This is a genomic window from Gammaproteobacteria bacterium, assembly GCA_019911805.1.
Lineage (GTDB): Bacteria > Pseudomonadota > Gammaproteobacteria > Thiohalobacterales > Thiohalobacteraceae > JAHJQQ01.
On record JAIOJV010000074.1, the window covers coordinates 185,057 to 208,417 of the forward strand.

The following is a 23,361-nucleotide window of genomic DNA, read 5'->3' on the forward strand; positions in this document are numbered from 1 at the left end:
GACCCGATCAATGTGTACGCGTGGCCGCTCAGCCGCGACGTGCGTATTTCTTCATCAGCCCCGGCACATCGAGGATCAGCGCGATACGGCCATCGCCAGTGAGCGTCGCGCCAGCGAAACCGGGCATGCCCTGGAGCATCGCCCCGAGGGGCTTGATAACCACCTCTTCCTGGCCAATGAGCTGATCGACAACGAAGCCGACCTTCTGGTTGCCGACCTGCACCAGCACCACATGTCCGCCCTGACCACCGTCCACTGCAGCCGCCCCGCGCGTGAGCCAGGTGCGCAGATGGAACAGTGGTAACGCCTTGTTGCGCACCCGTACGGTCAGCTGCCCGTCGATCACATTGGTGCGTTGATGATCCAGATCGAAGATCTCACTGACACTGGCGAGCGGTAGCGCGAACGGCTGGTTCCCCAATACCACCATCAGAGTCGGCATGATCGCGAGCGTCAGCGGCACCCGGATGGACAACCGTGAGCCACGGCCCAGTTTCGAATCGATTTCGATACGGCCGTTCAGCTGGGCGATGCGCGTCTTCACCACATCCATGCCCACGCCACGCCCGGACACGTCGGAGATCTCCGTTTTGGTGGAGAAGCCGGCGTGAAAGATCAGGTTGTAGCAATCCTTCTCGTCCAAGCGCGCGGCACTCTCGGTATCCATCAGGCCCTTCTCCACCGCCTTGCGACGCAGCACCTCGGGGTCCATGCCGCGGCCATCGTCCTCGATGGATAGCAGAATATGGTCGCCCTCCTGCTCGGCGGTGAGGGTTACCGTGCCGACGCGCGCCTTACCAGCGGCCAGGCGTTCTTCCGGGCTCTCGATGCCATGGTCCACGGCGTTGCGCACCAGGTGCACCAGCGGATCGGCCAGCGCCTCGACCAGGTTCTTGTCGAGGTCGGTCTCCTCACCCTGCAGCTCCAGGCTCACTTCCTTGTTCAGGCTGCGCGCCAGGTCGCGGACCACACGTGGAAAGCGTCCGAATACCTTTTTGATGGGCTGCATGCGGGTCTTCATCACAGCCATCTGCAAGTCAGCCGTAACCACATCCAGGTTGGCCACCGCCTTGACGACATCGCCTTCACCCATGCTCGCCTTGAGCGTCGCCAGGCGATTGCGTACCAGCACCAGCTCCCCGACCAGGTTCATGATGTCGTCGAGGCGCTTGGTGTCGACGCGCACCGTGGTCTCCGCAGCCGGCGCCGGGGCCGTCGTGGCCGGTACGGATACGGGTTTGGCGACCATGGCCGCAGGTGATGCGCCGGCGACCGTGGGCGGTGCGCCCTGGCCGTGCAATCCATCCAGAAGCGCCTCGAACTCGTCGTCGGTGATGACATCGCCGTCGGTACCCGTGGCCACCGGCGGCGAGGTGACCGGCGGCACCTTACGTGAACCGGCACCGTGCAACTGATCGAGCAGCGCCTCGAATTCGTCGTCGGTGATCTCGTCACCACCGACCTTCTCCGGCGCCCCCACCGCAGCCGCGTCCTTGTCGGCCTGGGCGGCATCCAGCATCCGCTCAAACTCAGCGTCAGTGATGTCGCCATCACCGCCACCGTCACTGGCAGGCTCGGCAACCGGCGACGGCGCTGCCGGCGCGACACCCGTGTCACCGGGCACGGCATAGCTCGTGAGCTGCCCCAACAGGGCCGGATCGGCCGGGTTCGGCTCCTGGCCGCCGTGGATCTCCGCGAACATGCCATTGACCACATCCAGCACGCGCAGCACCGTATCCATGAGGCCGGCATCGATCAGCCGTTCGCCGTTGCGCAACACATTGAACACGTCCTCCGCCCGATGGCAGACCTCCACCAGATGGGTGAGGTTGAGGAAGCTGGCGCCACCCTTGATGGTGTGGAAACCGCGAAAGACCGCGTTCAGCAGCGCGCTGTCCCGGGGCTGCTGTTCGAGGCCCACCAACTGTTCGCCCAATTGCTCGAGCAGCTCGCCGGCCTCGATCAGAAAGTCCTGCAGGATATCGTCATTGGGGTCAAAGCCCATGGCACGCGTCCTTCAAGAGGTCCAATCAGAACCCCAGGCTCGACAGTAGGTCGTCGACGTCATCCTGGTTGTTCAACACATCCTGCGTATCCAATCCAGGGATCTGCGGCCCGACGCCACGGGTAGACTCGTCCGTGCCGGTGCGCGGCGGCGCGGCCACTACCTCCGGCTGCGCCAGGCGCTGCCCCGAGATGCGGATCAGGCCGACCAGATTTTCCTCGACGTCCTTCACCAGGTTGATCACCCGGCGGATAATCTGCCCGGTCAGGTCCTGGAAACCCTGCGCCATCAGGACCTCGGTGAGGTTGCCGTTCAGCTTGCCGGCATGCCCACTGGTCAGGTCGAGAAAACTGTCGATTTCGGGTACCAGCGCGCGGAACTCCGCCGCGTCCATGTCCTTGTGGCGGAACCGCAGCCATTTCGTATGCAATGCATCGGCACGCCGCTGCAACTCCTCGGCGATCGGCAGGCTCTCCTCCACCGCATTCAGGGTGTTGTGGGCCGCCTGCTCGGTCATGGTGACCACGTAGTTCAGGCGCTCCTTGGCATCGGGTATCTCGTGTTCAGCGAGGGCCGTGATGCGCGAGTCCAGCTGAAAGCCAGCCAGCGCATCGTGCAGCTCGCGTGTCAGCTTGCCGAGTTCCTGGAACAGCCCGGTTTCCCGTTTGCGGGCCAGATCGTCCAGCAGCCGCGAGGCCTCGGCCTCGTTGCCACGCTCCAGTTCCTCGACCAGCCGGCGCGCCTGCGCGAGCGAGCCGTCGTCGGCCACGGTGTTGACTGTGTTCATCCGGCCCCCGTCAACCCGTAGCGGCCTGCAGCCGCTCGAAAATCCTGTCGATCTTCTCTTTCAAGGTGATCGCCGTGAATGGTTTGACGATGTAGCCGTTGACCCCCGCCTGCGCCGCCTCGACGATCTGGTCCTTCTTGGCCTCGGCGGTCACCATCAGCACCGGCAGGCTTGCCAGCTTGGCATCGGCGCGCACGGCCTTCAGCAGGTCGATACCGGTCATGCCCGGCATGTTCCAATCGGTGACCAGAAAATCGAAATTGCCGGACTGCAACATAGGCAGGGCGGTGTTGCCATCATCCGCCTCCTGGGTGTTGTTGAACCCCAGGTCGCGCAGGAGATTCTTGATAATCCGCCGCATCGTGGAGAAATCGTCCACGATCAGAATCTTCATGTTCTTGTCCAACTCGGCCTCCTGATGAACATGCCACCGCCCCGGGTCCCGGGTCCAACTCGAAAATGTCCACTATCCGGTTACTTGCGCTATAGCGGCGCAAGCCCCGGGGTCTTCAGTCGTGCAGCCATTCGGCCATGCGTGCCCGTAACCGGATCAGCGCCTGGCCATGGATCTGGCAGACGCGCGACTCGCTGACACCCAGTACCTCACCAATCTCGCGCAGGTTCAGTTCCTCGTCGTAATACAACGACATGACCAGCCGCTCGCGTTCGGGCAGACCGGCGATGGACTCAGCCAGGGCCTTCTGGAAGTCGCGACGCTGGAGGTTTTCCAGTGGATGGTTCGGGGCCTCCACGCCGCCGTGGCCCGCGTCCTCGCCATGGCCGAGCGCTGCGGGATCCTCGAAGCTGAACACCCGGCAGCCGGTCGCGTCCTGCAGGATCTTGTGGTATTCGTCCAGGCTGATGCCCATGAGTGCGGCCACCTCGTTGTCACGCGCATCGCGGCCCTTGCTGTTCTCGATGGTGCGCACCGCCTCCGCCACCTGGCGTGCCTTGCGGTGTACCGAGCGCGGCGTCCAATCGGTGCGGCGGATCTCGTCGAGCATCGCGCCGCGGATGCGGATGCCGGCGTAGGTCTCGAAGCTCGCCCCCTGGCTCGGGTCGTAATTGCGGGACGCCTCCAGCAGACCGATCATGCCGGCCTGGATGAGATCGTCGGCCTGCACGCTCGGCGGCAGACGGCTCATCAGGTGATAGGCAATGCGCTTCACCAGCGGTGCATGACGGACGACCAGTTCATCCTGTCCCTTATCCTTGTTTTCGGCATATACGGCAGCCCCTTTCATGGCAGCACCTCCAGCTCACCAGCGGTCGAATTGATCAGACGTTCCACAAAAAACTCCAGATGTCCGGCCGCACCTGTCGGCACCGGCCATTTGTCCATGCGCTGGGCGAGGGTCTTGAAGGCCATCGAGGCGCGCGCACGCGGGTAGGCCTCAACCACCGACTTCTGGCGCTTGATCGCCTTGCGCAGATAGTCGTCGAAGGGCACCGTACCGATGAAATCCAGAGTGACGTCGAGATAGCGCTCGGTGACGCGCGCGATCTTGGCGAACAGCTCGCGACCCTCCTGGGCGCTGTGCGCCATGTTCGCCAGCACCCGGAAGCGCTCGATGCCGTACTCCCGGCTCAGCAGTTTGATGAGTGCGTAGGCGTCGGTGATCGATGCCGGCTCGTCGCACACCACGACGATCACCTCCTGCGAGGCGCGCGAGAAACTGATGACGCTGTCCGAGATGCCGGCGGCCGTGTCGATGATCAGGACGTCCACATCGTGAGACAGCTCGCTGAAGGCACGGATGACACCGGCATGCTCCATGGGGCTGAGCTCGGCCATGGCCTTGGTGCCACTGGAAGCAGGCACGATGCGCAGACCACGGGGGCCGGTGACGATCACCTCTTCCAGGGTGCGCCGGCCCTGGATCACGTGCGACAGGTCGTGCTCGGGATGCAGGCCGAGCATCACGTCGACGTTCGCCAGGCCCAGATCGGCGTCCAGCAGCATCACCTGCTTGCCGTCCTCCGCCAGGGCCACGCCCAGATTCACGGAGACATTGGTCTTGCCGACGCCACCCTTGCCGCTGGTCACCGCGATCACACGCACCGGCCTGGATTGATTCATTCTGCGCAGCCCGGCGGCCTGATCGCTGCCTGGATCAGACATGTACATTGGCCGCCATCCCACCAAATCGCTCTGCAAGGGTCTCGTCATTGGAATCCTGTTTGGCTTGCTGCATGAGTGAAACGGCACGGTTGACCAGGTTGTGGGCCCGCGCCGGATGTAAGTCTTCGGGGACCCGCTGGCCGTCCCCGATATAGGCCAGCGGTACTCTGTGCTTCGCCACCACCGAGATCACGCCACCCAGACTGGCGGCCTCGTCCACCTTGGTCACGATGCAGCCGGCAAGCTCGATGTCGCTGAAGGCACGGACCGTCTCCTCCAGCACGCCCGCCTGGGTGGTGGCCGGCATGACCATGTAGGTCTGCAGCGGGAAGCCGCTGGCCTTGAGGGTGGCGAACTGCTCCGTCAGGCGCAGATCCCGCTGGCTCATACCGGCGGTATCGATCAGCACCAGACGCTTGTCGAGCAGGCTGGCGAGCGTGGTCTGCAGTTCCGCATGACTGGAGGCGACCTGTACGGGTACACCGAGGATCCGGCCGTAGGTGAACAGTTGTTCATGGGCACCGATGCGATAGCAGTCGGTGGTCACCAGCGCGACGCTGCGCTGACCGTGGCGCAGTGCATGGCGTGCCGCCAACTTGGCGACGGTGGTGGTCTTGCCCACACCGGTGGAACCGACCAGTGCGATGACGCCGCCGGTGTTGAGAATGTCATCGTCGGTGACGTGGATCTGCTGAACCAGCAGCCCCAGCGCACGACGCCAGACCTCATCCTCGTCGCCCACCTGCCCCCCCTGCTCGGCCAGACTGCGGCACAGAGCGTTCGATAGACCGAGCGCGGCCAGTCGGCGCAGCAGTTCGGTCTTCTGTGGCTGACGGCGCTGCAGATCACCCCAGGCCAGCTGCGCCAGTTGGTTCTCCAGCAGACCACGGAGTTCATGAATCTCGCGGCGCATCTCCACCAGGGCGGGATCCTGTGCCCAGCAGATCTCGGTCCTGCGGGCGTCGGTGCCGAGGTCGGTAGGTGGGGTCGGGGCGTGGGTCTCGCTGTCAGTGGCACCCAAACCGGCCGGCCGGGCCGCGGCCTGTGCGGCTACCTGGGCCGCGACCGCCGTAGCCACGCCGGCGCGGGGCGCAGGTCGCTCCGGCTGCGTGGCCGGCCCCGTTGCCGCCCGCCCGAGCGCCTGTTCGACCAGCGCCTCGTCGTAATCGACGGCCGCGATGATCTCCACACCGCCTTCCACCTTGCGGTTCGACAGGATCACCGCATCGGGTCCTTGTGCGTCGCGGACCTTGCGGATTGCCTGGCGCATATCCGCTGCGAAGTAGCGTTTGATCTTCATGGCACACCCTCAAGTCATGCTGACCGGTCGCCGCCGGTGTGTATTCAGTGTTGCGGCGCTCAGGCCGGCGCTGCCTGTCCCAAGCCAGGCAGCTTGTGCCCGACGGTCGAAACCACCTTGATCTGCTTGTTGTCCGGCACTTCGTTGTAGGCCAGTACGTGCAGCGCAGGGATGCTGTGTCGCACCAGGCGGGCGAGCCACTGCCGGATCGGCGGGGCCACCAGCAGCACCGCCGGCTGACCCTGCGCCTCCTGCTGCTGGGTGCGCTCCGAGAGCGCCCGGTGCATCTGATCGGCGAGCCCCGGTTCGAAGCCGACACCACCGTCCTGGGCGCCCTGAATCGACTGTAGCAATATCTGTTCCAGTGCCGGCTCCAGTGCAATCACAGGAAGTTCAGGCGTCATACCATTGATATGCTGGACAATGGAACGGCCCAGTGCGACGCGTGCGGCGGACGTCAAAACGCCGGCGTCCTGACTCCGCGGCGCGTGTTCCGCCAGGCTTTCGGCTATGGTCCGTATGTCGCGGATGGGGATGCGTTCGGCCAGCAGACTCTGCAGGACCTTGACCACCACGCCCAGCGGCAGCGTCTTCGGTACCAGATCCTCGACCAGCCTGGGGGCGCTCTTCTTGAGCGCCTCCAGCAGCTGCTGGACCTCTTCGTGCCCGAGGAGCTCGTTGGCGTGTTCCTGCAGCAGGCTGCTCAAATGGGTCGCGACCACGGTGCTGGCATCGACGACGGTGTATCCCATCGCCTGGGCATTGTCGTGCTGATCGAGATCGATCCACACCGCCTCCAGGCCGAAGGCCGGGTCGCGGGTGGCGACACCGGGCACACTGCCGAACACCTGGCCGGGATTGATGGCGAGTTCGCGCTCCGGATAGACCTCCGCCTCACCGACCGGCACACCCAGCAGGGTGATGCGATAGGCGTTGGGCGAGAGATCGAGGTTGTCGCGGATGTGCACCGGCTGGATCAGGAAGCCGAGCTCCTGCGACAGCTTCTTGCGCACGCCCTTGATGCGATCCATCAGCGGCCCACCCTGCTGGCGGTCCACCAGCGGGATCAGCCGATAACCCACCTCCAGCCCGACGATGTCCACCGGCCCCACATCGTCCCAACTGAGATCCCGCGGTTCGCTGCTGACCGGCTGCTGCGGCTGGTCGGCCTGCGTGGCGGCAGCGGCCTCCGCCTTCTGCCGCTGCGTGAGATACCAGGTACCCCAGCCACCGAGCGCTGCCAGCGACAGGAAGGCCAGGTTCGGCATCCCCGGGATGATGCCCAGCAGGCCGAGCACGCCGGCAGTGACGCCCAGCGCCGCCGGCTTGGAGAACATCTGCGCGAACAGCTGCTGCCCCATGTCCTGGGAACTGGACACGCGCGTCACGATGATCGCGGTCGCGGTCGACAACACCAGTGAGGGGATCTGCGCGACCAGGCCGTCGCCGATGGTCAGCAGCGTGTAGTTGTGCATGGCGGTGGCGAACGGCAGCCCGTGCTGGGCCATACCGATCGCCAGCCCGCCGATGATGTTGATGAACAGGATGAGGATACCGGCGATGGCATCGCCGCGGACGAACTTGCTGGAGCCGTCCATGGCGCCGTAGAAGTCCGCCTCGCGGCCGACGTCGGTACGCCGTGTGCGTGCCTCGTCCTGGGTGATCAGACCGGCGTTCAGATCGGCATCGATCGCCATCTGCTTGCCGGGCATGGCGTCCAGGGTGAAGCGCGCGCTGACTTCGGAGACACGCCCCGCGCCCTTGGTGACCACCACGAAATTGATGATGACGAGGATGGCGAAGACCACCAGACCGACAGCGTAGTTGCCGCCGATGACGAATGCGCCGAAGGCCTCGATGACCTTGCCCGCCGCGCCCGTGCCGGTGTGGCCGTCGAGCAGCACCACGCGCGTCGAGGCGACGTTGAGGGCGAGCCGCATCAGGGTCGCGATCAGCAGCACGGTCGGGAAGATGCCGAAATCCAGTGGTCGCAACGCATAGATCACCACCATCAGCACCACCAGGGACAGGGCGATGTTGAAGGTGAACAGCATGTCCAGCATGAGCGGCGGCAACGGCACCACCATCATGGCCAGCATCAGGACGAGCATCAGGGGCGCGCCCAACCCGTTACGGGTCAGGGTGCGCAGCATCAGGAGCAGTTCATTGCCGTTCATATCCGCCTCGAGTCGAACCCGTGTCAAATCATCGACACCGGCCAAACTGTATTCAAAACTCTTGCCAGGATTGAAAAAGTTTTTCTGGCGCGGGGGATGACCTAGGATTTCAGGGGGTTGCAGGGCGGCTGGTGCGGGGCGTTGAGTCGGCCTCTGCGGTGTGTCGTAGTACTGACGCCCCTCTTCCCCCGCGCCAGCCCAAGGGCGCATCAGTGCCGCGTAATACGCTCTATAGGCTCGTTGGCTGACATGCCCCGGCGGTCCCATTCATCGCTCCGCCTCCGGCTGTCGCAAGTCGGCTGCGCGATGAATGGGACCACCGGGGCGCTGAGCCCCACGCTGGAGGGGAATCTATCAGGGGGTAAACTCACGGTATCCGGCTGCCTACCGGGCCACGCCGTGAAGCCGACTTGCGACAGCCGGAGGCGGAAGGGCGTGGCCCGGTAGGCAGCCCTGCGCCACAGCCAACTCTTCACCCCACACACCAACACATCCGGCGCGTTATGTGACCCGGCGCGTATAACGGCATCTGTCGGGGTGTGCCACTGCGGGGACGGTCAGCTGTCGCGGGCGAGGTCCGGTGGGATATCCAGATCGGTCGGTGCCGGCGGTGCGTGCTGGGCATCGCCGCGCACGTTGCGCAGTCGATAGACATAGGCCAGCACTTGGGCGACGGCGAAATACAGGCCCGCAGGGATCTCCTGATCGAGTTCGGTGCTGAAGTAGATGGCGCGCGCCAGCGGTGGTGCGGAGAACAGTGTGACATCGTGCTCGACCGCCTTGGCGCGGATCTGGGCCGCGATCAGGTCGCGGCCCTTGGCGACCACCCGCGGTGCGCGCATATTGCCGCCGTCGTACTTCAGCGCGACGGCATAGTGTGTCGGGTTGGTGATGACCACGTCGGCCTCCGGCACCGCCTCCATCATGCGCCGCTGGGCGATCTCGCGCTGCATCTGCCGTATGCGGCTCTTGACCTCGGGCTTGCCTTCGGTGTCCTTGAACTCATCGCGGACCTCCTGCTTGGTCATCTTCAGATTCTTGCTGAAGTCCCAGAGCTGAAACGGGACATCCACTGCCGCGATCAGCACCAGCACCCCGCTCAGCAGCAGGAACGACCAACCCAGGATCTGGCCGGCGTGGACCAGTGCTGCCGCCGGTTCCTGGTAGCCGAGGCCGATGAAATCATCCCCGTAATGCCACAGCAGCGCCGCGCCGACGGCACCGATCAGCAGGAACTTGGCCAGGGCCTTGAGCAGTTCCACCAGACCGCGTAGCGCGAACAGCCGCTTCAGCCCGGTGATGGGATTGAGCTTCTCCACCTTGAATGCCAGCGCCTGCAGACTGAACGACCAGCCACCGATGAGGAGCGACGAGCCCACGGCAGCGATGACACCGATGACCAGAAAGGGGGCGAGCATCCACATGGCGGCACGCAGTGAGCGCGCCATACCGTCAATGACACCGTGTGGATCGAAGATGACACGGCGGTCGAGCGTCAGTCCATCGGCCAGCAGATTCATGAACTGCCCCATGAGCAGGTCACCGAACAGCAGTAGACCCACGGCGAACGACAGCAGCATGACCATGGTGTTGAACTCGCGGGAGCGGGCGATCTGGCCTTTTTCGCGTGCCTCCTGGACACGCTTGGGCGTCGCGCGTTCACTGCGTTCCTGACCATCTTTGTTCTCGGCCATGTCAGCCGCCTCCGCCCAGTCCGTGGAGGAGCCCGAAGGCGTCGCCAAGCAGATCGGTGAACTGCGGGATCAGCGCCGGCAGCGTGAACATCATGATGACGAAACCGAGCGTCAGCGTCAGCGGAAAGCCGACACCGAAGATGTTGAGCTGCGGGGCCGCGCGGGTGATGACGCCGAAGGCGATATTGGTCAGCAGCAGCGCGGTCACCGCGGGGATGGCGATCAGCAGCCCGCCGGCGAACATGCGGCTGCCCCACACGGCTACGTCCCAGAGTGTCTGGCGCACGATACCATCGGCCGCGACCGGCAGGCTGTGGAAGCTATCCGCCAGCACACCGAGCAGCGCCAGATGGCCGTTCAGGGCCAGGAACAGCAGACTCGCAAAGGTAACGTAGTACTGGCCGACGACCGGCACCTGCACGCCGTTCTGCGGGTCGACCATGGAGGCGAAACCGAGGCCCATGCCCATGGCGATGGTGTGCCCGCCGATCATCAGCGCACTGAACACCAGCTGCAGCATGAAACCCAGAATCAGACCGATGAGCAGTTGCTGCGCCGCGATGAGCACGCCTACGGCAGACAGGGGGTCGACGGCCGGTGCCGCGGGGATCACCGGCAGCAGCACCCAGGTGATGAGTACCGCCAGGGCGGCCCGTATCCGCATCGGCACCAGTCGCCCGCCGAAGATGGGCGCCACCGCCAGCATCATGGCGACACGCATCAGTGGCCAGAGGAAGTCGCCGATCCAGCCCGCGATCTGTGCCGTCGTGAACAGCATGGCCACACCCTGCCCGTCGCTAACCAACCACCTGCGGGATGGACTGGATCAGGCGAATGGTGAATGTCACCAGTGTCTGCAGCAGCCAGGGTCCCGCGACCAGCAGCACCACGGCGATGGTGATCAGCTTGGGGATGAAGGTCAGGGTCATTTCGTTGATCTGCGTGGCGGCCTGGAACATGGCGATGATCAGGCCGACGATCAGGGATGAGATCAGCAGCGGGCCGGCCAGCAGGGCCGTGACTTCCAACGTCTGGCGCCCGATGGTCATTACGGTTTCTGGGGTCATGGCGGCTCCGGTGCGTGGTCCAGGTTGCGGGCGTTCAGAGCTTGTGAATATATCCCCTGCCGTAGCGAAGGTGGCCCTGAACGTGTCTGGCAAGGTGCGGGGTGCAGAAATTCTGCGCGCGTAGCCAGGGCTACGTAAGCGAATTTCGGGGTCCCCGCAACGCCGCCGGACACGTTCAGGGACAGCCGCAGCAGGCACGGGGATATGTACATAAGCTCTCAGACACCCGTGAAGAAACTCGAGGCCAGCGTGCCCATGATCAGCGTCCAGCCGTCGATGAGCACGAACAGCATGATCTTGAATGGCAGCGACACGATCATCGGTGACAGCATCATCATGCCCATGGACATCAGCAGACTGGCGACCACCAGGTCGATCACCAGGAACGGGATCAGGATCAGGAAACCGATCTGGAAGGCCGTCTTCAATTCACTGGTGACGAAGGCCGGCAACAGCAGCGAGAATGGCACCTGTTCGGCCGACTCCACCGGCTCGGCCCGCGCGATGTCGGCGAAGGTCGCCAGATCGACCTCGCGGGTCTGGCCGAGCATGAATGCGTGGAACGGCACGGCCGCCCGGCTCAGCGCCTCCTGAGGCGCGAGTTCATCGTTCAGATAAGGCTGGAGCGCCGTGTCGTAGACCTGGTCGAACACCGGCATCATCACGAAGAAGGTCAGGAACAGCGACAGGCCGAGAAGGATCTGATTGGACGGCGTCTGCATGGTCCCCAGCGCCTGGCGCAGGATCGCCAGCACGATGATGATGCGCGTGAACGAGGTCATCATCATGAGCGCCGCCGGCAGGAAGCTCAGGGCCGTCATCAGGGCGAGTACCTGGAGGCTCACTGAATAAGTCTGCCCGCCGTCTGCACCAGTCTCGACCCGCAGCGCGGCGAAGCCGGGATCGGCCAGGGCCAGCGCCGGTCCCAACAATCCGAGCAGCGCAACGACCGATGGCAACCACCAGCGTTGCGGCCTCATGACGCCTTGCCCCGCTTCAGTGCGGCGCTGAGGCTGGCCGCAAAAGTACCGCCCGCCGGCCGCCCCGACTCACGCAGTACGATCGGTTCCTCCAGCACGTACAGTGTCTGGACGCGGCCGGGTGCGACACCCAGCAGCAGCTGCGTGTCACCGACCTGCACCAGTACCACGCGTTCACGCGCCCCCATCGACAGACCGCCGAGGATGCGCAGTGCCCCGGCGGCACCACCCTGCAGTGCACCGCTGCGGCGTACCATCCAGGCCAGCCCGACGATCAGCGCCAGCACCACGATCAGCCCGAGCAGCATATTCAGCAGCCCACCGGTGGCCAGTGGTTCGAGTGCCGGCACGGTCTTGCCGGCTGGCGGTACCGTCTCCGCCGCGTGGACCGCCGCCAGCGGTAACCAGATCGTGATCATCAGCGTGCTCAGTCGAGCCCAGGGGAAGGTCATCACGAGGCGCCTATCGCAGCTTCTTGACACGTTCGGCGGGGCTGACCACGTCGGTCAGGCGGATGCCGAACTTCTCGTTCACGACCACCACCTCGCCATGGGCCACCAGGGTGCCGTTGACCAGCACGTCCATGGGCTCGCCGGCGAGGCGATCGAGTTCCACCACCGACCCCTGATTGAGCTGCAGCAGATTGCGGATACTGATGCGCGTGCGACCGATCTCCATGGCGATGGTGACCGGGATGTCCAGGATCATGTCCAGGTTGTGATCCCCATCGTCGGCAACAGGCAGGTTGTCGCTCTCCAGGTTATCGAGCTTTGCCGCCCGCACCCCGTCCGGTGCGTCCGCCGCCTGCTCGGCCAGCGCGGCGCCCCAATCGTCCAGCGTGTCGACGTCCTGGTTATCGTTCTCGTTGCTCATGTCACTCACCTGCCCGCCTGAGTTTTGGTTTGAAGGCCCGTGGCCGCGCCGCCGATCGGCTTGAGCTGCACACGGCTGCTGATCTTGATGGCGCGGTTACCCTGCGATACACCGAACTTGCCACGGAACACCGGGACATCCTCGGCACGCAAGGTGACCTTCTCGGGGAAGTCGATCGGGATCACATCGCCGGCCTTGAGTCTGAGCAGTTCGCGCAGACTGATGCTGGTCTCCGTGAACATGCTGCTCAATTCGACGGAGGCACCCTTCATCTCCTCGCGGATCGCAAGCCGCCAACGATCATCGACCTCGCTGCGATCACTCTGCACGCCGGCATCGAGCAGATCGCGGATCGGCTCCACCATCGAATACGGCAGGGTCACGTGCAAGGCACCGCCACCGCCCTCGAGTTCGATGTGGAAGGTGGACACGACCACGACCTCAGTGGGGCTGACGATGTTCGCGAACTGCGGATTGACTTCTGAATTGAGGTATTCGAATTCGACCGGCATCACAGGCTTCCAGGCCTGGTGGAGATCACTGAAGGCCTGCTGCAGGATGCGATGAATGACGCGCTGCTCGGTCGGGGTGAACTCACGCCCCTCGATCTTGGTCGGAAAACGTCCATCACCGCCGAAATAGTTGTCCACGATGATGAATACCAGCTTGGGATCGAAGACGAACAAGCCGGTGCCACGCAGCGGGTTCATCTTCACCAGGTTGAGACTGGTCGGCACGAACAGGCTGTGCACGTACTCGGAGAACTTCAGCATCTGCACGCCGCCTACCGAGATCTCGGCGGTGCGGCGCAGCATATTGAACAGGCTGATGCGGAAATAACGCGCGAAGCGCTCGTTGATCATCTCCAGCGTGGGCATGCGTCCGCGGACGATGCGATCCTGACTGTTGAAGTCGTAGTTTTGTGCCTCGCCATCCACGAGTCCCGTATCACCCTCGGTCTCGATATCACCGCTACCGACTCCGTGCAGCAGGGCGTCGATTTCTTCCTGAGAGAGTAGATCGTTCACAAAGGTATCCTTACTGCATCACGAAGCTGGTGAAGAAGACATCTTCCACACCCGCGCTACCGGTCTGTTCCTGCAGCGCGCGATTGACCTCCTCAAGCGTCCGTTGGCGCAGCTCCTCCTTGCCGTCACGGGAATTCAGCGCCACCGGGTCCTGATTGGAAAACAGCATGAGCAGGGTATTGCGAATCGCCGGGGAATGTTTCTCGACCCGCTCCAGCACCAGCGGATCACGGGCCGAGACCTGCAGGTTGATCTGCAGAAAGCGTGCGTTGGGGTTGGCGATGAAATTTACGACGAAGGCCGGTTCCATCGGCAGATAGAGCGGCGGCAGCTTGGGCGCGGCGCCCGGTTTGTCGGTCGCTGCGGCTTCCGCCGTGGCCGCGCCAGGGGCACCGGGGGTGCCGACGATACCGGCGAAGTACAGGGTCGCGTAACTCGCCGCGACGATCACCAGCAGGCCGGTGATGCCGATCAGGTACCACTTCAATGGGCCGGATGCCTTGACGGGGCGTTCGGCCTCGACATCGATATCCAGATCTTGCTTGGCCATGCGTCGTGTGCTCCAGGACTGCGGGTCTTCCTGGCAAAAGCAAGACCTGTGCCACGGCGCCAGAAACATATTTTTCAAACACTTTCAGTGGATTGAAATTGATTTATGGGATGCTGTCAGGAGTTTGACGATTGTTGTACAGGACAGGCAGCCGAAAACTTGGCGAAGGTGGGGGGCGGGCCGAGTGGCCCGCTGAGGCGACCACCCGGCACGGCATTGCGGCCCAGACCTGGGCAGATCGGCAGACGCGGGTTGTGCCTGGGAGCCTGTCGGACTTGGGACTGATCTACTGCGCCGGCGGGATAGCGGTCCATTTTTCCGATCCTGCTCGTCAAATAGCTACGGCTATTCTCCTCGAAGGATCAAAAAAACGACCTCGCTCTCCCACCCAACTCACTACGATCGCTTAAGTCCGACAGGCTCTTAGAAGCTGTAGCGGTCGTCGCTGCGTTTGGCGCGATACATCGCGCCGCCGGCGTGGCCCAACAGCACCTCCACGTCCGCGCCGTGATCCGGCGACACCGCGATGCCGATGGAGGCGTTCATGAAGCGTTCGCGGTCGGCGACCTGGAACGGCTGCTTGAAGCAGCCGAGAACCTTGGCGGCGACGCACTCGCCGGCACGCTCACCGCCCGGTACCGCCGGCATGAGGATGGCGAACTCGTCACTACCGAGTCGCGCGAGGGTGTCCGAGTTCCGCAATACGGCCTTCAGCCGTTGCGCCACCTGCCGCAGGACCTCGTCGCCCGCAGCATGCCCGAGTTCGTCGTTCACCCGCTTGAAGTGATCGAGATCGAGCAGCATGAGCACGACCTCACGCGCCTCCGCGCGACGCAGCGTCGACAGGGCCCGGTTGGCGTGGTCGTACCACAACGTCCGGTTGGCAAGACCGGTCAATTCGTCGATGGTCGCCTGGTGCTCAGGGACATCTGCAGTACCGCTGGTTCCCGTGATGTCCGCCAGCAGGCCATCGATACGCTGTACCCGACGCCGCCCACTGCCCCCGGGCTGAAGACGCAGGCGGCACCAGCAGTCGCTGTCGCCCTGCAAGCGTACACGTGCACGGACTTCCACCGCCTCCCCCTCGAGCGCGGACTGCCATGCCGCCGTGACGCGTTCGCGATCATCGGCATGAATGCGTTCGAAGCAGGGTATCGGTTCCCGTGCATCACCGTTGGACACGGCACGCAACGGCGGGCTGACGTACAGCAACTCCCCCTCGCTTACATCATAAGACCAGAGATACTGGGACGTATTGGTCAGCAGATCCTCGATACACGCGTGTTCCGCCTCGGCATCTTCGCGCGCCGCCTCGAGCTGTAACCGCGACGCGTCCCAGTGCCCCTGCAGCATCAAACCGAGATCGAGGAAGATACGTTTGATCAGCGCCCCCTCGAGCATCCTGCGGTCCTCAGGTGCGATATCCGCGGAGCCTTCGATGAGGTTCTGCAGGTGATTCAGGTACAGGCGGTAGGCGCCCATCACCCAGATCGGTTGCATGCCCTTGATGAAGTAGTGCTGGCCGGCCCGGGCGCCCACCCCCTCATGATCAGCCGCCAGCAGTTGCAGCACATGCTGCAGCTGCGAGCGCACCAGCTCACCGACGTCGCCACCATCGCGCTCGTAGGTGAAGAGCATCTCGGCCATGGCGGGGTTGTCGAACAGAAAATTGTAGTAATCCTGCGCAAACCCCGCTGCCCCCTGCGAGAGCAGCGCGTGATACTTGCGCAACACCTGCGAATCCGCGCCGCCGAGTTGCAGGACGTAGTTGAATTCCTTGCGCTGTTCGCGCGCAGCCGCGGCCATCGCGGCCGTGGAAGCCACTGTGGAGGTGCGTCTCGATCTGCTTCGTTTATCTCCGATCATGGCGTGATTTTATTGTTATTATCGATGCCTGAGGACGTTATCACATCCGCTGACACCTGCAAAGCGCACGCCATCGCCGCCACCCCACCCCACCCCAGGGCCGGGGTCGGTCGCGGTCATAAAGGATTCAAGCGAACAAATCGATGCCGCCGCGGCTGATCAGCCCCGTGTGGGCGATGCCCGGTTGCAGCGGGGTGTCGATCTCGTCGTCATCGCCAGCGACGGAACGGAACCTGCCACCACCGGAGTCGTACAGCTGACGTTGCTGTTCGGCGAAGGAATGCTGCGACACATTCACATCCCCCAGGCCCAGGCCATTGGCCGCGAACATCTCACGCAACCGCGGCAAGGCGGCCTCCAGCGCGTCGCGCGCCGCGCCGTGCTGGGCTGTGAAACTCACCTGTGCCTGATCGTGATGCATCTGGATGCGCACCTCGATGGGCCCGAGTTGCGGGGGATTGAGTTTGATCTCCGCACCCTGGAATTTCTGGTTGACCACCCACACCACGCGATCGCTGAGCGCCTGATCCCAGCCCGGCTGGCGCAGGGGCACATCAATGGCCGTCACGGGGAGCGGTGGGCGTGCCACCACCTCCTGGGGGGCGCCGTGTGTCGGGCTGGTCGCCATGGCCGGCAGTGCTGGGGAGGCGCTGGTGCGGTCGTGGCTGACGTCCGGCCCGGTCAAATATGCCCCGGGGCCACCGGGCTGGGATTGGGTCAGCATCCGGAACTCCACACCCGGGGCATCCGCCAAGGTATCGGTGGCGGCGTCTCCGGTCCCCCGGAGACTATCCTGTACGGCCTGGGCCACACCGGACGCAGGGGTGCCCGGGTGCTGCGCCCGCGCCCAGACATCGCCGGCCGTCTCGGGGGCCTGGGTGGTGGGTGTGCCCAGTGGTAGCAGCATTGCCGGCGCGAGCGCCGCATCCGCCGTCTCGTCGACGGCCGTCTCGCCGGCCACTGCCGCAACGGGTTCGAGGTCCACATCGGCATCCAGGGCGGCAATCACGGCAGTGACGGCGTTGCCGCCTGGCGGCTGTGTCTTGCCGTCCGCCGTAGCGATGGCCTGCTCCCCGCCGCCCGCGCGACCGGCCTTGTCAGGGGCTGCGGTACCGCCCCCACCGGATTGGAGTCGTTCCCCCAAAACAGTGGAAAACCATTGATTTGACGAAGAATCTTTAGCTGTTGTGGCAGCCGGTTCGGCTCCCCGTGACGCCTTCGCAGTGGCTGGTGCGGCGGGAACCTGAGACAGGGGCATGTCCGGCACGGTGTTCTCCTGGATCAACGGTGGATCGAACGGTGCGTCGCACCACGGTCGGTTTCCCCGACGAGCATTGACGAGCAAACCCCGTGCCAGCCCGCTGCAGGGCTCACGTCTCCCCGTCGGACCGGCCCGTCGATAGCGTGCGCTGATCCAGTTCCTTCTGTTCACGGCGCTCCTCACCGGCACGTTCTTCGACCCGATAGCGCTCCACCACCTTGCCGAGGGCCTCGGCACGTCCGTGCAGATCCAACCAGCGCCGACGCTGGGTCTCGCACTCACGGCGAACGCGCAGCAGCAGTTCTCCCTGTTGCTCGACGGCCTGATTCAGGCGGTCGAGGAAGGCGCGGTAATCGCGCAAGCGCGCGGCACCGAGACTGCCACCGGCGGCGAATTGTCGGGTGTATTCATCCCGGTAGCGCCGCAATTCCTCCAGCCGCTGCACGCCGGCCTGCTCGCGCCGCTGACATTCACCCAGTCGCGCCGCGGCCTCGCGCTCACGGCGCAGTGCGACCTCCGCGACCGGTTGCATGCGCGTACTGCGGCTCACGGTTTAGGCCTCCTCATCGCACCACCGCCATACCCTTCTGTCCAGCGCTGCCGACCGGCTCCGCCGTGCCGCCGGTCAGGCCGTCGAGATCGTCAAGGCTGTCGACCAGGGGCACGGCCTCGCGCAGGTTCTGCTGGAGGAACTCCACCAGCCGTGGCTGGTACGCGATCGCCTCGTCGACCCGTGGATCCGCACCCTTCTGGTAGGCGCCCACACTGATCAGGTCGCGATGCCGGCGATAGGTGGAATAGAGTTGCTTGAAGCGTCGTGCCGCCTGCATGTGCGCCGCGTCGGTGATCTCGGTCATGGCGCGGCTGATGGAGGCCTCGATGTCGATCGCCGGGTAATGGCCGGATTCCGCCAGCTCGCGCGACAGCACGATGTGACCATCGAGGATCGCACGGGCGGCGTCCGCGATCGGATCGTTCTGATCGTCACCCTCGGCGAGCACGGTGTAGAAGGCGGTAATCGAACCGCCGTTGACATCCCCGTTGCCGGCACGTTCGACCAGTTGCGGCAGCTTGGCGAAGACGGACGGCGGATAGCCCTTGGTCGCCGGCGGCTCACCGATGGCGAGCGCGATCTCACGCTGAGCCTGGGCGAAGCGGGTCAGCGAGTCCATCAACAGCAACACCTGCAGCCCCTGGTCGCGGAAGTATTCGGCGATGCTGGTGGCAAGCATCGCGCCGTGCAGGCGCATCAGCGGCGAGTTGTCGGCCGGCGTGGCGATGACCACGGCGCGGGCCATACCCTCCTCGCCGAGGATGTTCTGCACGAACTCCACCACCTCGCGGCCGCGTTCACCGATCAGTCCGACGACGATGACATCCGCATTGGTATAGCGCGTCATCATGCCCAGCAGCACGCTCTTGCCTACGCCACTGCCGGCGAACAGGCCCATGCGCTGACCGCGGCCGACGCTGATGAGGGCATTGATGGCACGCACACCGACGTCCAGCGGCTCGCGGATGGGGCTGCGATTCAGCGGGTTGATCGGCCGGCCGGTCAGCGGCACGCGCGCCTCGATGTCCAGCGGACCCTTGCCGTCCAGCGGCTGACCGGAACCGTCGAGAACGCGACCGAGCAGACCCGGCCCGGCCGGTGCCTCGCATACCCGGCGTGTCGGGATGACACGCGCATTCGGCGCCAGCCCCTGCAGGTCGCCGATGGGCATGAGAAAGAGCTTTTCGCCGGAGAAACCGACGACCTCGGCCTCGACCCGCGAGCCGTCGGGATTGACTACCATGCAGCGGCCACCGATCGCGGCGGGGCACCCGATTGCCTCGAGCGTCAGCCCCACCATGCGCGTCAGCCGACCTTCGACATCCAGACCCAGCGGGCGCTCGGCGCGCATCCGATAGGCCACGAGACGCTCACGCCAGCGCGCTGCGCGCTGCGCCTCAGGCCGGGTGCCGATCGTCGCCATCTGCGCGTGCCCTCATCCCTGCTGTTCGGAATCGCCCTGCCGCTCGCCACCCAGTGTGCTGGCGATGACGGCCTGCAGCCGGCGCTCCACGGTTGCATCGATCTGCGAGCTGTCGCTACTCACCTTACAACCGCCGCGTGTCAGCAACGGGTCCTCGATGACCTTCCAGCCCTGTTCCACCTCGCTGAGCGAGAGGGTATCGCGGATCAGCGCCGCGTCTTCGGGGTGCAGGTGCAGACGCACATTGCGTGCGGCGATCGGCAGGGTCGCCATCGCCTCGCGCACCACGGCCAGCACCTGGCCGGGATCGGCCTTGAGTTCGCGCCGTATCAGCTGGCGCGCCACGGCCAGCGCCAGGTGTACCAGCTCCTGCTCCACCTGCTCATCGAGCTGTTCGAGTGGTCGGGCGAGCACCTGCATCAGACCCTCGAGTTCGTGCACACGGGCCAGGATCTCCTTGCGTCCCGCCTCCAGACCCTCGCGCCGACCTTGTGCAAACCCTTCCTCACGCGCCTGCGCCTGCAGCTCCTCGATCTGTTGCGCCGTCAATGGTCGTGCAACCGACGTACCACCACGCGGTTGCACATCGGGCAGCGTCCAGCTCTCGATACCGTCGAGATGCTCTTTGAGAATGATTCTGGTCATTGTCGGTTTTATCTCAGGTTCTAGGTTCTAGGGCCCAGGGAAAACCTTTTTCCCTACCTGGCACCTGGTGGTCTATGCAGTTACTAAGGAACCTCTGATTAATCCGTCATTGCGAGGAGCGCCGCGACGCGGCACCAGCGAGCTTGCGAGCGCAGAACGCCCGTAGGGCGGCCCCGCAGGGGTGAGCGCAGCCAATAATCTCCAAATTTTGGATCTGCCGTCGAATGAGATTGCTTCGCTGCGCCCGCAATGACGGTACGACGAATCCATCAGAGGCTCCTTAAATCACTTTACTTTCCGTACGAGACACCAGGTAGGAAGAAGGTTTTCCCTCGGCCCTAGCACCTAGCACCTAGTACCTGCTATCACACATACTGTTCTGTACCCTTGCCACCCAGCACGATGTCGCCGGCCTCGGCCATGCGGCGGGCAATGGCGAGGATTTCCTTCTGCGCGATCTCGACCTCGGAGAGGCGCACCGGCCCCTTGGCCTCCAGATCGTCGCGCAGCATCTCCGCGGCGCGTTTCGACATGTTCTTGAAGACCTTCTCGCGCACCGTCTCGTCGGCGCCCTTGAGCGCGATGATGAGATTGTCGGATGACACCTCGCGTAGCAGCGCCTGGATGCCCTGGTCGTCGACATCGGCCAGATTATCGAATACGAACATCAGATCCTGGATCTTCTGGCCGAGTTCGGCATCGGCGTCCTTGACCAGCTCCATGATCTCACCCTCCATGGAACTATCGATGAAATTCAGGATGTTGGCAGCCGCCTTGATGCCACCGACCGAGGACGATTTGACATTATTGGAACCGGAGAACTGGCGTTCCATGATCTCGTCCAGCTCGGCCAGCGCCGCTGGCTGAATGCCGTCGAGCGTGGCGATACGCATAAGGACATCGATGCGCACGCGCTCGGGCAGATAGGTGAGCACGTCGGCCGCATGATCGCTGTCGAGGTAGGACAGCACGATGGCTATGATCTGTGGATGTTCCAGACGGATGATCTCCGCGACCGCGCGGGCGTCCATCCACTTGAGCGACTCCAGCCCCTTGGTATTGCGGCCCAGCAGGATACGGTCGATCAGCGTGCCGGCCTTCTCCTCGCCGAGTGCGTCGACCATGACCCTGCGAATGTACTCTTCGGAGCCGACACCCAGTGCGGTCTGGCTCTCGACCATCTCGATGAAATCGCCGAGGATCGCCTGTACCTGCTCGCGCGACACATTGGCCATCGCGGCCATGGCCGAGCCCACCTTCTGTACCTCCTTCGGCCCCATGTGCCTGAGGATCTGGGCGGCATCGGCCTCACCCAGCGACAGCAGGAAGATCGCCGCACGGTCGACGCCCGAGAATTTTCCTGTCGAAGCCGCGTCAGCCATCCTGGTTCACCCAGGTCTTGACCGCCTGCGCCACCCGCTTGGGATCCTGCTGGACCATGCCGCGCGCGGTGACGATCTGCTGCTCATAATCCCGCGGACCCGGCAGTGAACCACGCGCCGGTGGCCGGCCGAGGGACACCTGGTCGTCCTCCAGCCCGGCATCACCGGCAGCCAACGCCGGTTGCGGTGCGGCAATGCCTTTCTCGGTCAGGCTCCGCAGTGTCGGCCTGAGCACCCCGAATATAAGGATCAGTACGCCGATCGCGCCGGCGGCCTGCTTGAGCGCATCCCGCAACCAGGGCTGTTCCCACAGCGGCAGTGCAGGCAGCGCCTCCACCGGCGGTACCGGCTGGAAGGCGGCATTGATGACCTGCACACTGTCGCCACGCTGCGCGTTGAAGCCCACGGCCTCCCGCACCAGCATGGTGAATTTGGCGAGTTCCTCGTCCGCCCACGGCTGCCGTACCGTCTCACCCTGCTCGTTCACCGTCTGCTTGTCATCGAGAACGACCGCCACCGACAACCGCCGCACGTTGCCGCTGGCCAGCCGGGTATGGCTGATCGTCTTGTCGAGTTCGTAGTTGCGGGTGCTGCGCCGGCTGGTGTTGCCGTTGCTTTCACCCGCCCCTGCCGCTGCGGTGTTTGGATCGGTGGTCGCGGCGGCCGGCGGCTGATTGGACAGCATACCCGGTACGCCAAGGCCAGTGACACTCGACGACATGTGCTCTTCGCTGATCTGTTCGCTGCGCAGAGCCGGCAGATCCGGATTGAAGGTCTCGCGGGTCTTTTCGGTCACCGTGAAATCGAGCTCGGCCGCGACCTGGGCGCGCACCCCACCCGGCCCGATGAGGGGGCCGAGCAGGCCCTCGATCCGCTGCACGTACGTGCTTTCGACCTTGCGCGTGTAGGCGAACTGGCTGGAGGTCATGCCGACCTCAGCAGCCGCGTCCGGTGTGGTGAGCAGGTTGCCGCGCTGATCGACCACCGTCACCTGGTCGGGCGACAGATGCGGCACACTGGAGCCCACCAGATGAATGATCGAGGCCACCTGCCCCTCGTCCAGTGACCGACCGGCATAGAGATTGACGACCACGGACGCGCTCGGTGCCTCTTGTTTGCGCACGAACACCGAGCGCTTGGGGATGGCCAGGTGCACACGTGCGCTCTCGACGCTGCGCAACGAGCTGATGGTGCGGGCAAGCTCGTTTTCCAAGGCATGCTGATAGCGGGCCGTCTCGACGAACTGGCTGGTGCCGAACCCCTGATCCTGGTTGAGCATTTCGAAACCGTTGCTGGTGCCTTTCGGCAGGCCGTCGGCGGCGAGCTGCAGCCGTGCCTTCTGCAGCTCGCCCGCGGCGACCAGCAATGCGCCGCTGGTCGCATCGATCTTGAACGGGATGTTCGATTTCTGCAGCACATCGGCCACGTCCGCCGCATCCCGTTGCGAGAGGTTGCCGTACAGGAGGCTGTAGCTCGGAGTCTGTGACCACAGGGCCACCGCCACCCCCAGGGCGACGCTTGCCGCCAAGCCGACCATCAGCCCCACCTGCCGCAATGCCGGCAGTCCCCCGAAACCCTGTGCTGTCTGTACTATCGCCATCGCTCGTCACCACACTCGTATTGTCCGCCACTCACCCCTACCGAAGCC

At 64.4% G+C, this 23,361-nt stretch carries 22 protein-coding genes; all 22 read right to left on the reverse strand.

The features are described from left to right. Positions 1-28 precede the first annotated feature (28 nt). The gene (locus K8I04_08655; GenBank protein MBZ0071776.1) at positions 29-2,005 is read right to left on the reverse strand and encodes a chemotaxis protein CheA; all 1,977 of its coding nucleotides are present in this window, start codon (positions 2,003-2,005) and stop codon (positions 29-31) included. A 25-nt stretch (positions 2,006-2,030) separates the two neighbouring features. Then, positions 2,031-2,792 carry a protein phosphatase CheZ gene (locus tag K8I04_08660; protein ID MBZ0071777.1) on the reverse strand — a complete coding sequence of 254 codons (762 nt, stop codon included), beginning with the start codon at positions 2,790-2,792 and terminating at the stop codon, positions 2,031-2,033. Positions 2,793-2,802: 10 nt separating this feature from the next. Further along, positions 2,803-3,198 carry a chemotaxis response regulator CheY gene (gene cheY, locus K8I04_08665; protein ID MBZ0071778.1) on the reverse strand — a complete coding sequence of 132 codons (396 nt, stop codon included), beginning with the start codon at positions 3,196-3,198 and terminating at the stop codon, positions 2,803-2,805. Positions 3,199-3,301: 103 nt separating this feature from the next. After that, entirely contained in the window at positions 3,302-4,036 is a 735-nt protein-coding gene (locus K8I04_08670; GenBank protein MBZ0071779.1) for an RNA polymerase sigma factor FliA, read from the reverse strand. Then, complete coding sequence (locus tag K8I04_08675; protein ID MBZ0071780.1) at positions 4,033-4,881, reverse strand: MinD/ParA family protein; 849 nt, start codon at positions 4,879-4,881, stop codon at positions 4,033-4,035. Before K8I04_08675 ends, K8I04_08670 begins: the two co-directional genes overlap by 4 nt. 25 nt (positions 4,882-4,906) lie before the next feature. Next, the gene (flhF, locus tag K8I04_08680; protein MBZ0071781.1) at positions 4,907-6,214 is read right to left on the reverse strand and encodes a flagellar biosynthesis protein FlhF; all 1,308 of its coding nucleotides are present in this window, start codon (positions 6,212-6,214) and stop codon (positions 4,907-4,909) included. 59 nt (positions 6,215-6,273) lie between these two features. Next, positions 6,274-8,370: a flagellar biosynthesis protein FlhA gene (flhA, locus tag K8I04_08685; protein MBZ0071782.1), complete on the reverse strand. Its 2,097-nt coding sequence runs from the start codon at positions 8,368-8,370 to the stop codon at positions 6,274-6,276. 578 nt (positions 8,371-8,948) lie between these two features. After that, a complete protein-coding gene (flhB, locus tag K8I04_08690; GenBank protein ID MBZ0071783.1) occupies positions 8,949-10,085 on the reverse strand; it encodes a flagellar type III secretion system protein FlhB in 1,137 nt (378 codons plus the stop codon). A 1-nt stretch (position 10,086) separates the two neighbouring features. After that, on the reverse strand, positions 10,087-10,863 hold the full coding sequence (gene fliR, locus K8I04_08695; GenBank protein MBZ0071784.1) for a flagellar biosynthetic protein FliR: 777 nt from the start codon (positions 10,861-10,863) through the stop codon (positions 10,087-10,089). A 19-nt stretch (positions 10,864-10,882) separates the two neighbouring features. Next, entirely contained in the window at positions 10,883-11,152 is a 270-nt protein-coding gene (gene fliQ, locus K8I04_08700) for a flagellar biosynthesis protein FliQ (GenBank protein ID MBZ0071785.1), read from the reverse strand. Between the two features lie 218 nt (positions 11,153-11,370). Then, complete coding sequence (gene fliP, locus K8I04_08705) at positions 11,371-12,132, reverse strand: flagellar type III secretion system pore protein FliP (GenBank protein MBZ0071786.1); 762 nt, start codon at positions 12,130-12,132, stop codon at positions 11,371-11,373. Continuing rightward, positions 12,129-12,584, reverse strand: coding sequence for a flagellar biosynthetic protein FliO (gene fliO / locus K8I04_08710; protein ID MBZ0071787.1), 456 nt, complete (start codon positions 12,582-12,584; stop codon positions 12,129-12,131). The genes fliP and fliO overlap by 4 nt, the downstream gene beginning before the upstream one ends. 10 nt (positions 12,585-12,594) lie before the next feature. After that, complete coding sequence (fliN, locus tag K8I04_08715; protein MBZ0071788.1) at positions 12,595-13,005, reverse strand: flagellar motor switch protein FliN; 411 nt, start codon at positions 13,003-13,005, stop codon at positions 12,595-12,597. Positions 13,006-13,010: 5 nt separating this feature from the next. Further along, on the reverse strand, positions 13,011-14,033 hold the full coding sequence (gene fliM / locus K8I04_08720; GenBank protein MBZ0071789.1) for a flagellar motor switch protein FliM: 1,023 nt from the start codon (positions 14,031-14,033) through the stop codon (positions 13,011-13,013). A 10-nt stretch (positions 14,034-14,043) separates the two neighbouring features. Continuing rightward, positions 14,044-14,583, reverse strand: a complete 540-nt coding sequence (locus tag K8I04_08725; GenBank protein MBZ0071790.1) for a flagellar basal body-associated FliL family protein — start codon at positions 14,581-14,583, stop codon at positions 14,044-14,046. 423 nt (positions 14,584-15,006) lie between these two features. After that, positions 15,007-16,407, reverse strand: coding sequence for a diguanylate cyclase (locus tag K8I04_08730; GenBank protein MBZ0071791.1), 1,401 nt, complete (start codon positions 16,405-16,407; stop codon positions 15,007-15,009). A gap of 169 nt (positions 16,408-16,576) precedes the next feature. Beyond that, on the reverse strand, positions 16,577-17,356 hold the full coding sequence (locus K8I04_08735; GenBank protein MBZ0071792.1) for a flagellar hook-length control protein FliK: 780 nt from the start codon (positions 17,354-17,356) through the stop codon (positions 16,577-16,579). Positions 17,357-17,819: 463 nt separating this feature from the next. Beyond that, the gene (gene fliJ, locus K8I04_08740) at positions 17,820-18,260 is read right to left on the reverse strand and encodes a flagellar export protein FliJ (GenBank protein ID MBZ0071793.1); all 441 of its coding nucleotides are present in this window, start codon (positions 18,258-18,260) and stop codon (positions 17,820-17,822) included. A gap of 13 nt (positions 18,261-18,273) precedes the next feature. Then, positions 18,274-19,686, reverse strand: a complete 1,413-nt coding sequence (fliI, locus tag K8I04_08745; protein ID MBZ0071794.1) for a flagellar protein export ATPase FliI — start codon at positions 19,684-19,686, stop codon at positions 18,274-18,276. 12 nt (positions 19,687-19,698) lie between these two features. Then, a complete protein-coding gene (locus K8I04_08750; GenBank protein MBZ0071795.1) occupies positions 19,699-20,331 on the reverse strand; it encodes a flagellar assembly protein FliH in 633 nt (210 codons plus the stop codon). A gap of 365 nt (positions 20,332-20,696) precedes the next feature. After that, complete coding sequence (gene fliG, locus K8I04_08755; protein MBZ0071796.1) at positions 20,697-21,713, reverse strand: flagellar motor switch protein FliG; 1,017 nt, start codon at positions 21,711-21,713, stop codon at positions 20,697-20,699. Then, complete coding sequence (gene fliF, locus K8I04_08760; GenBank protein ID MBZ0071797.1) at positions 21,706-23,313, reverse strand: flagellar M-ring protein FliF; 1,608 nt, start codon at positions 23,311-23,313, stop codon at positions 21,706-21,708. Before fliF ends, fliG begins: the two co-directional genes overlap by 8 nt. Positions 23,314-23,361: the final 48 nt, after the last annotated feature.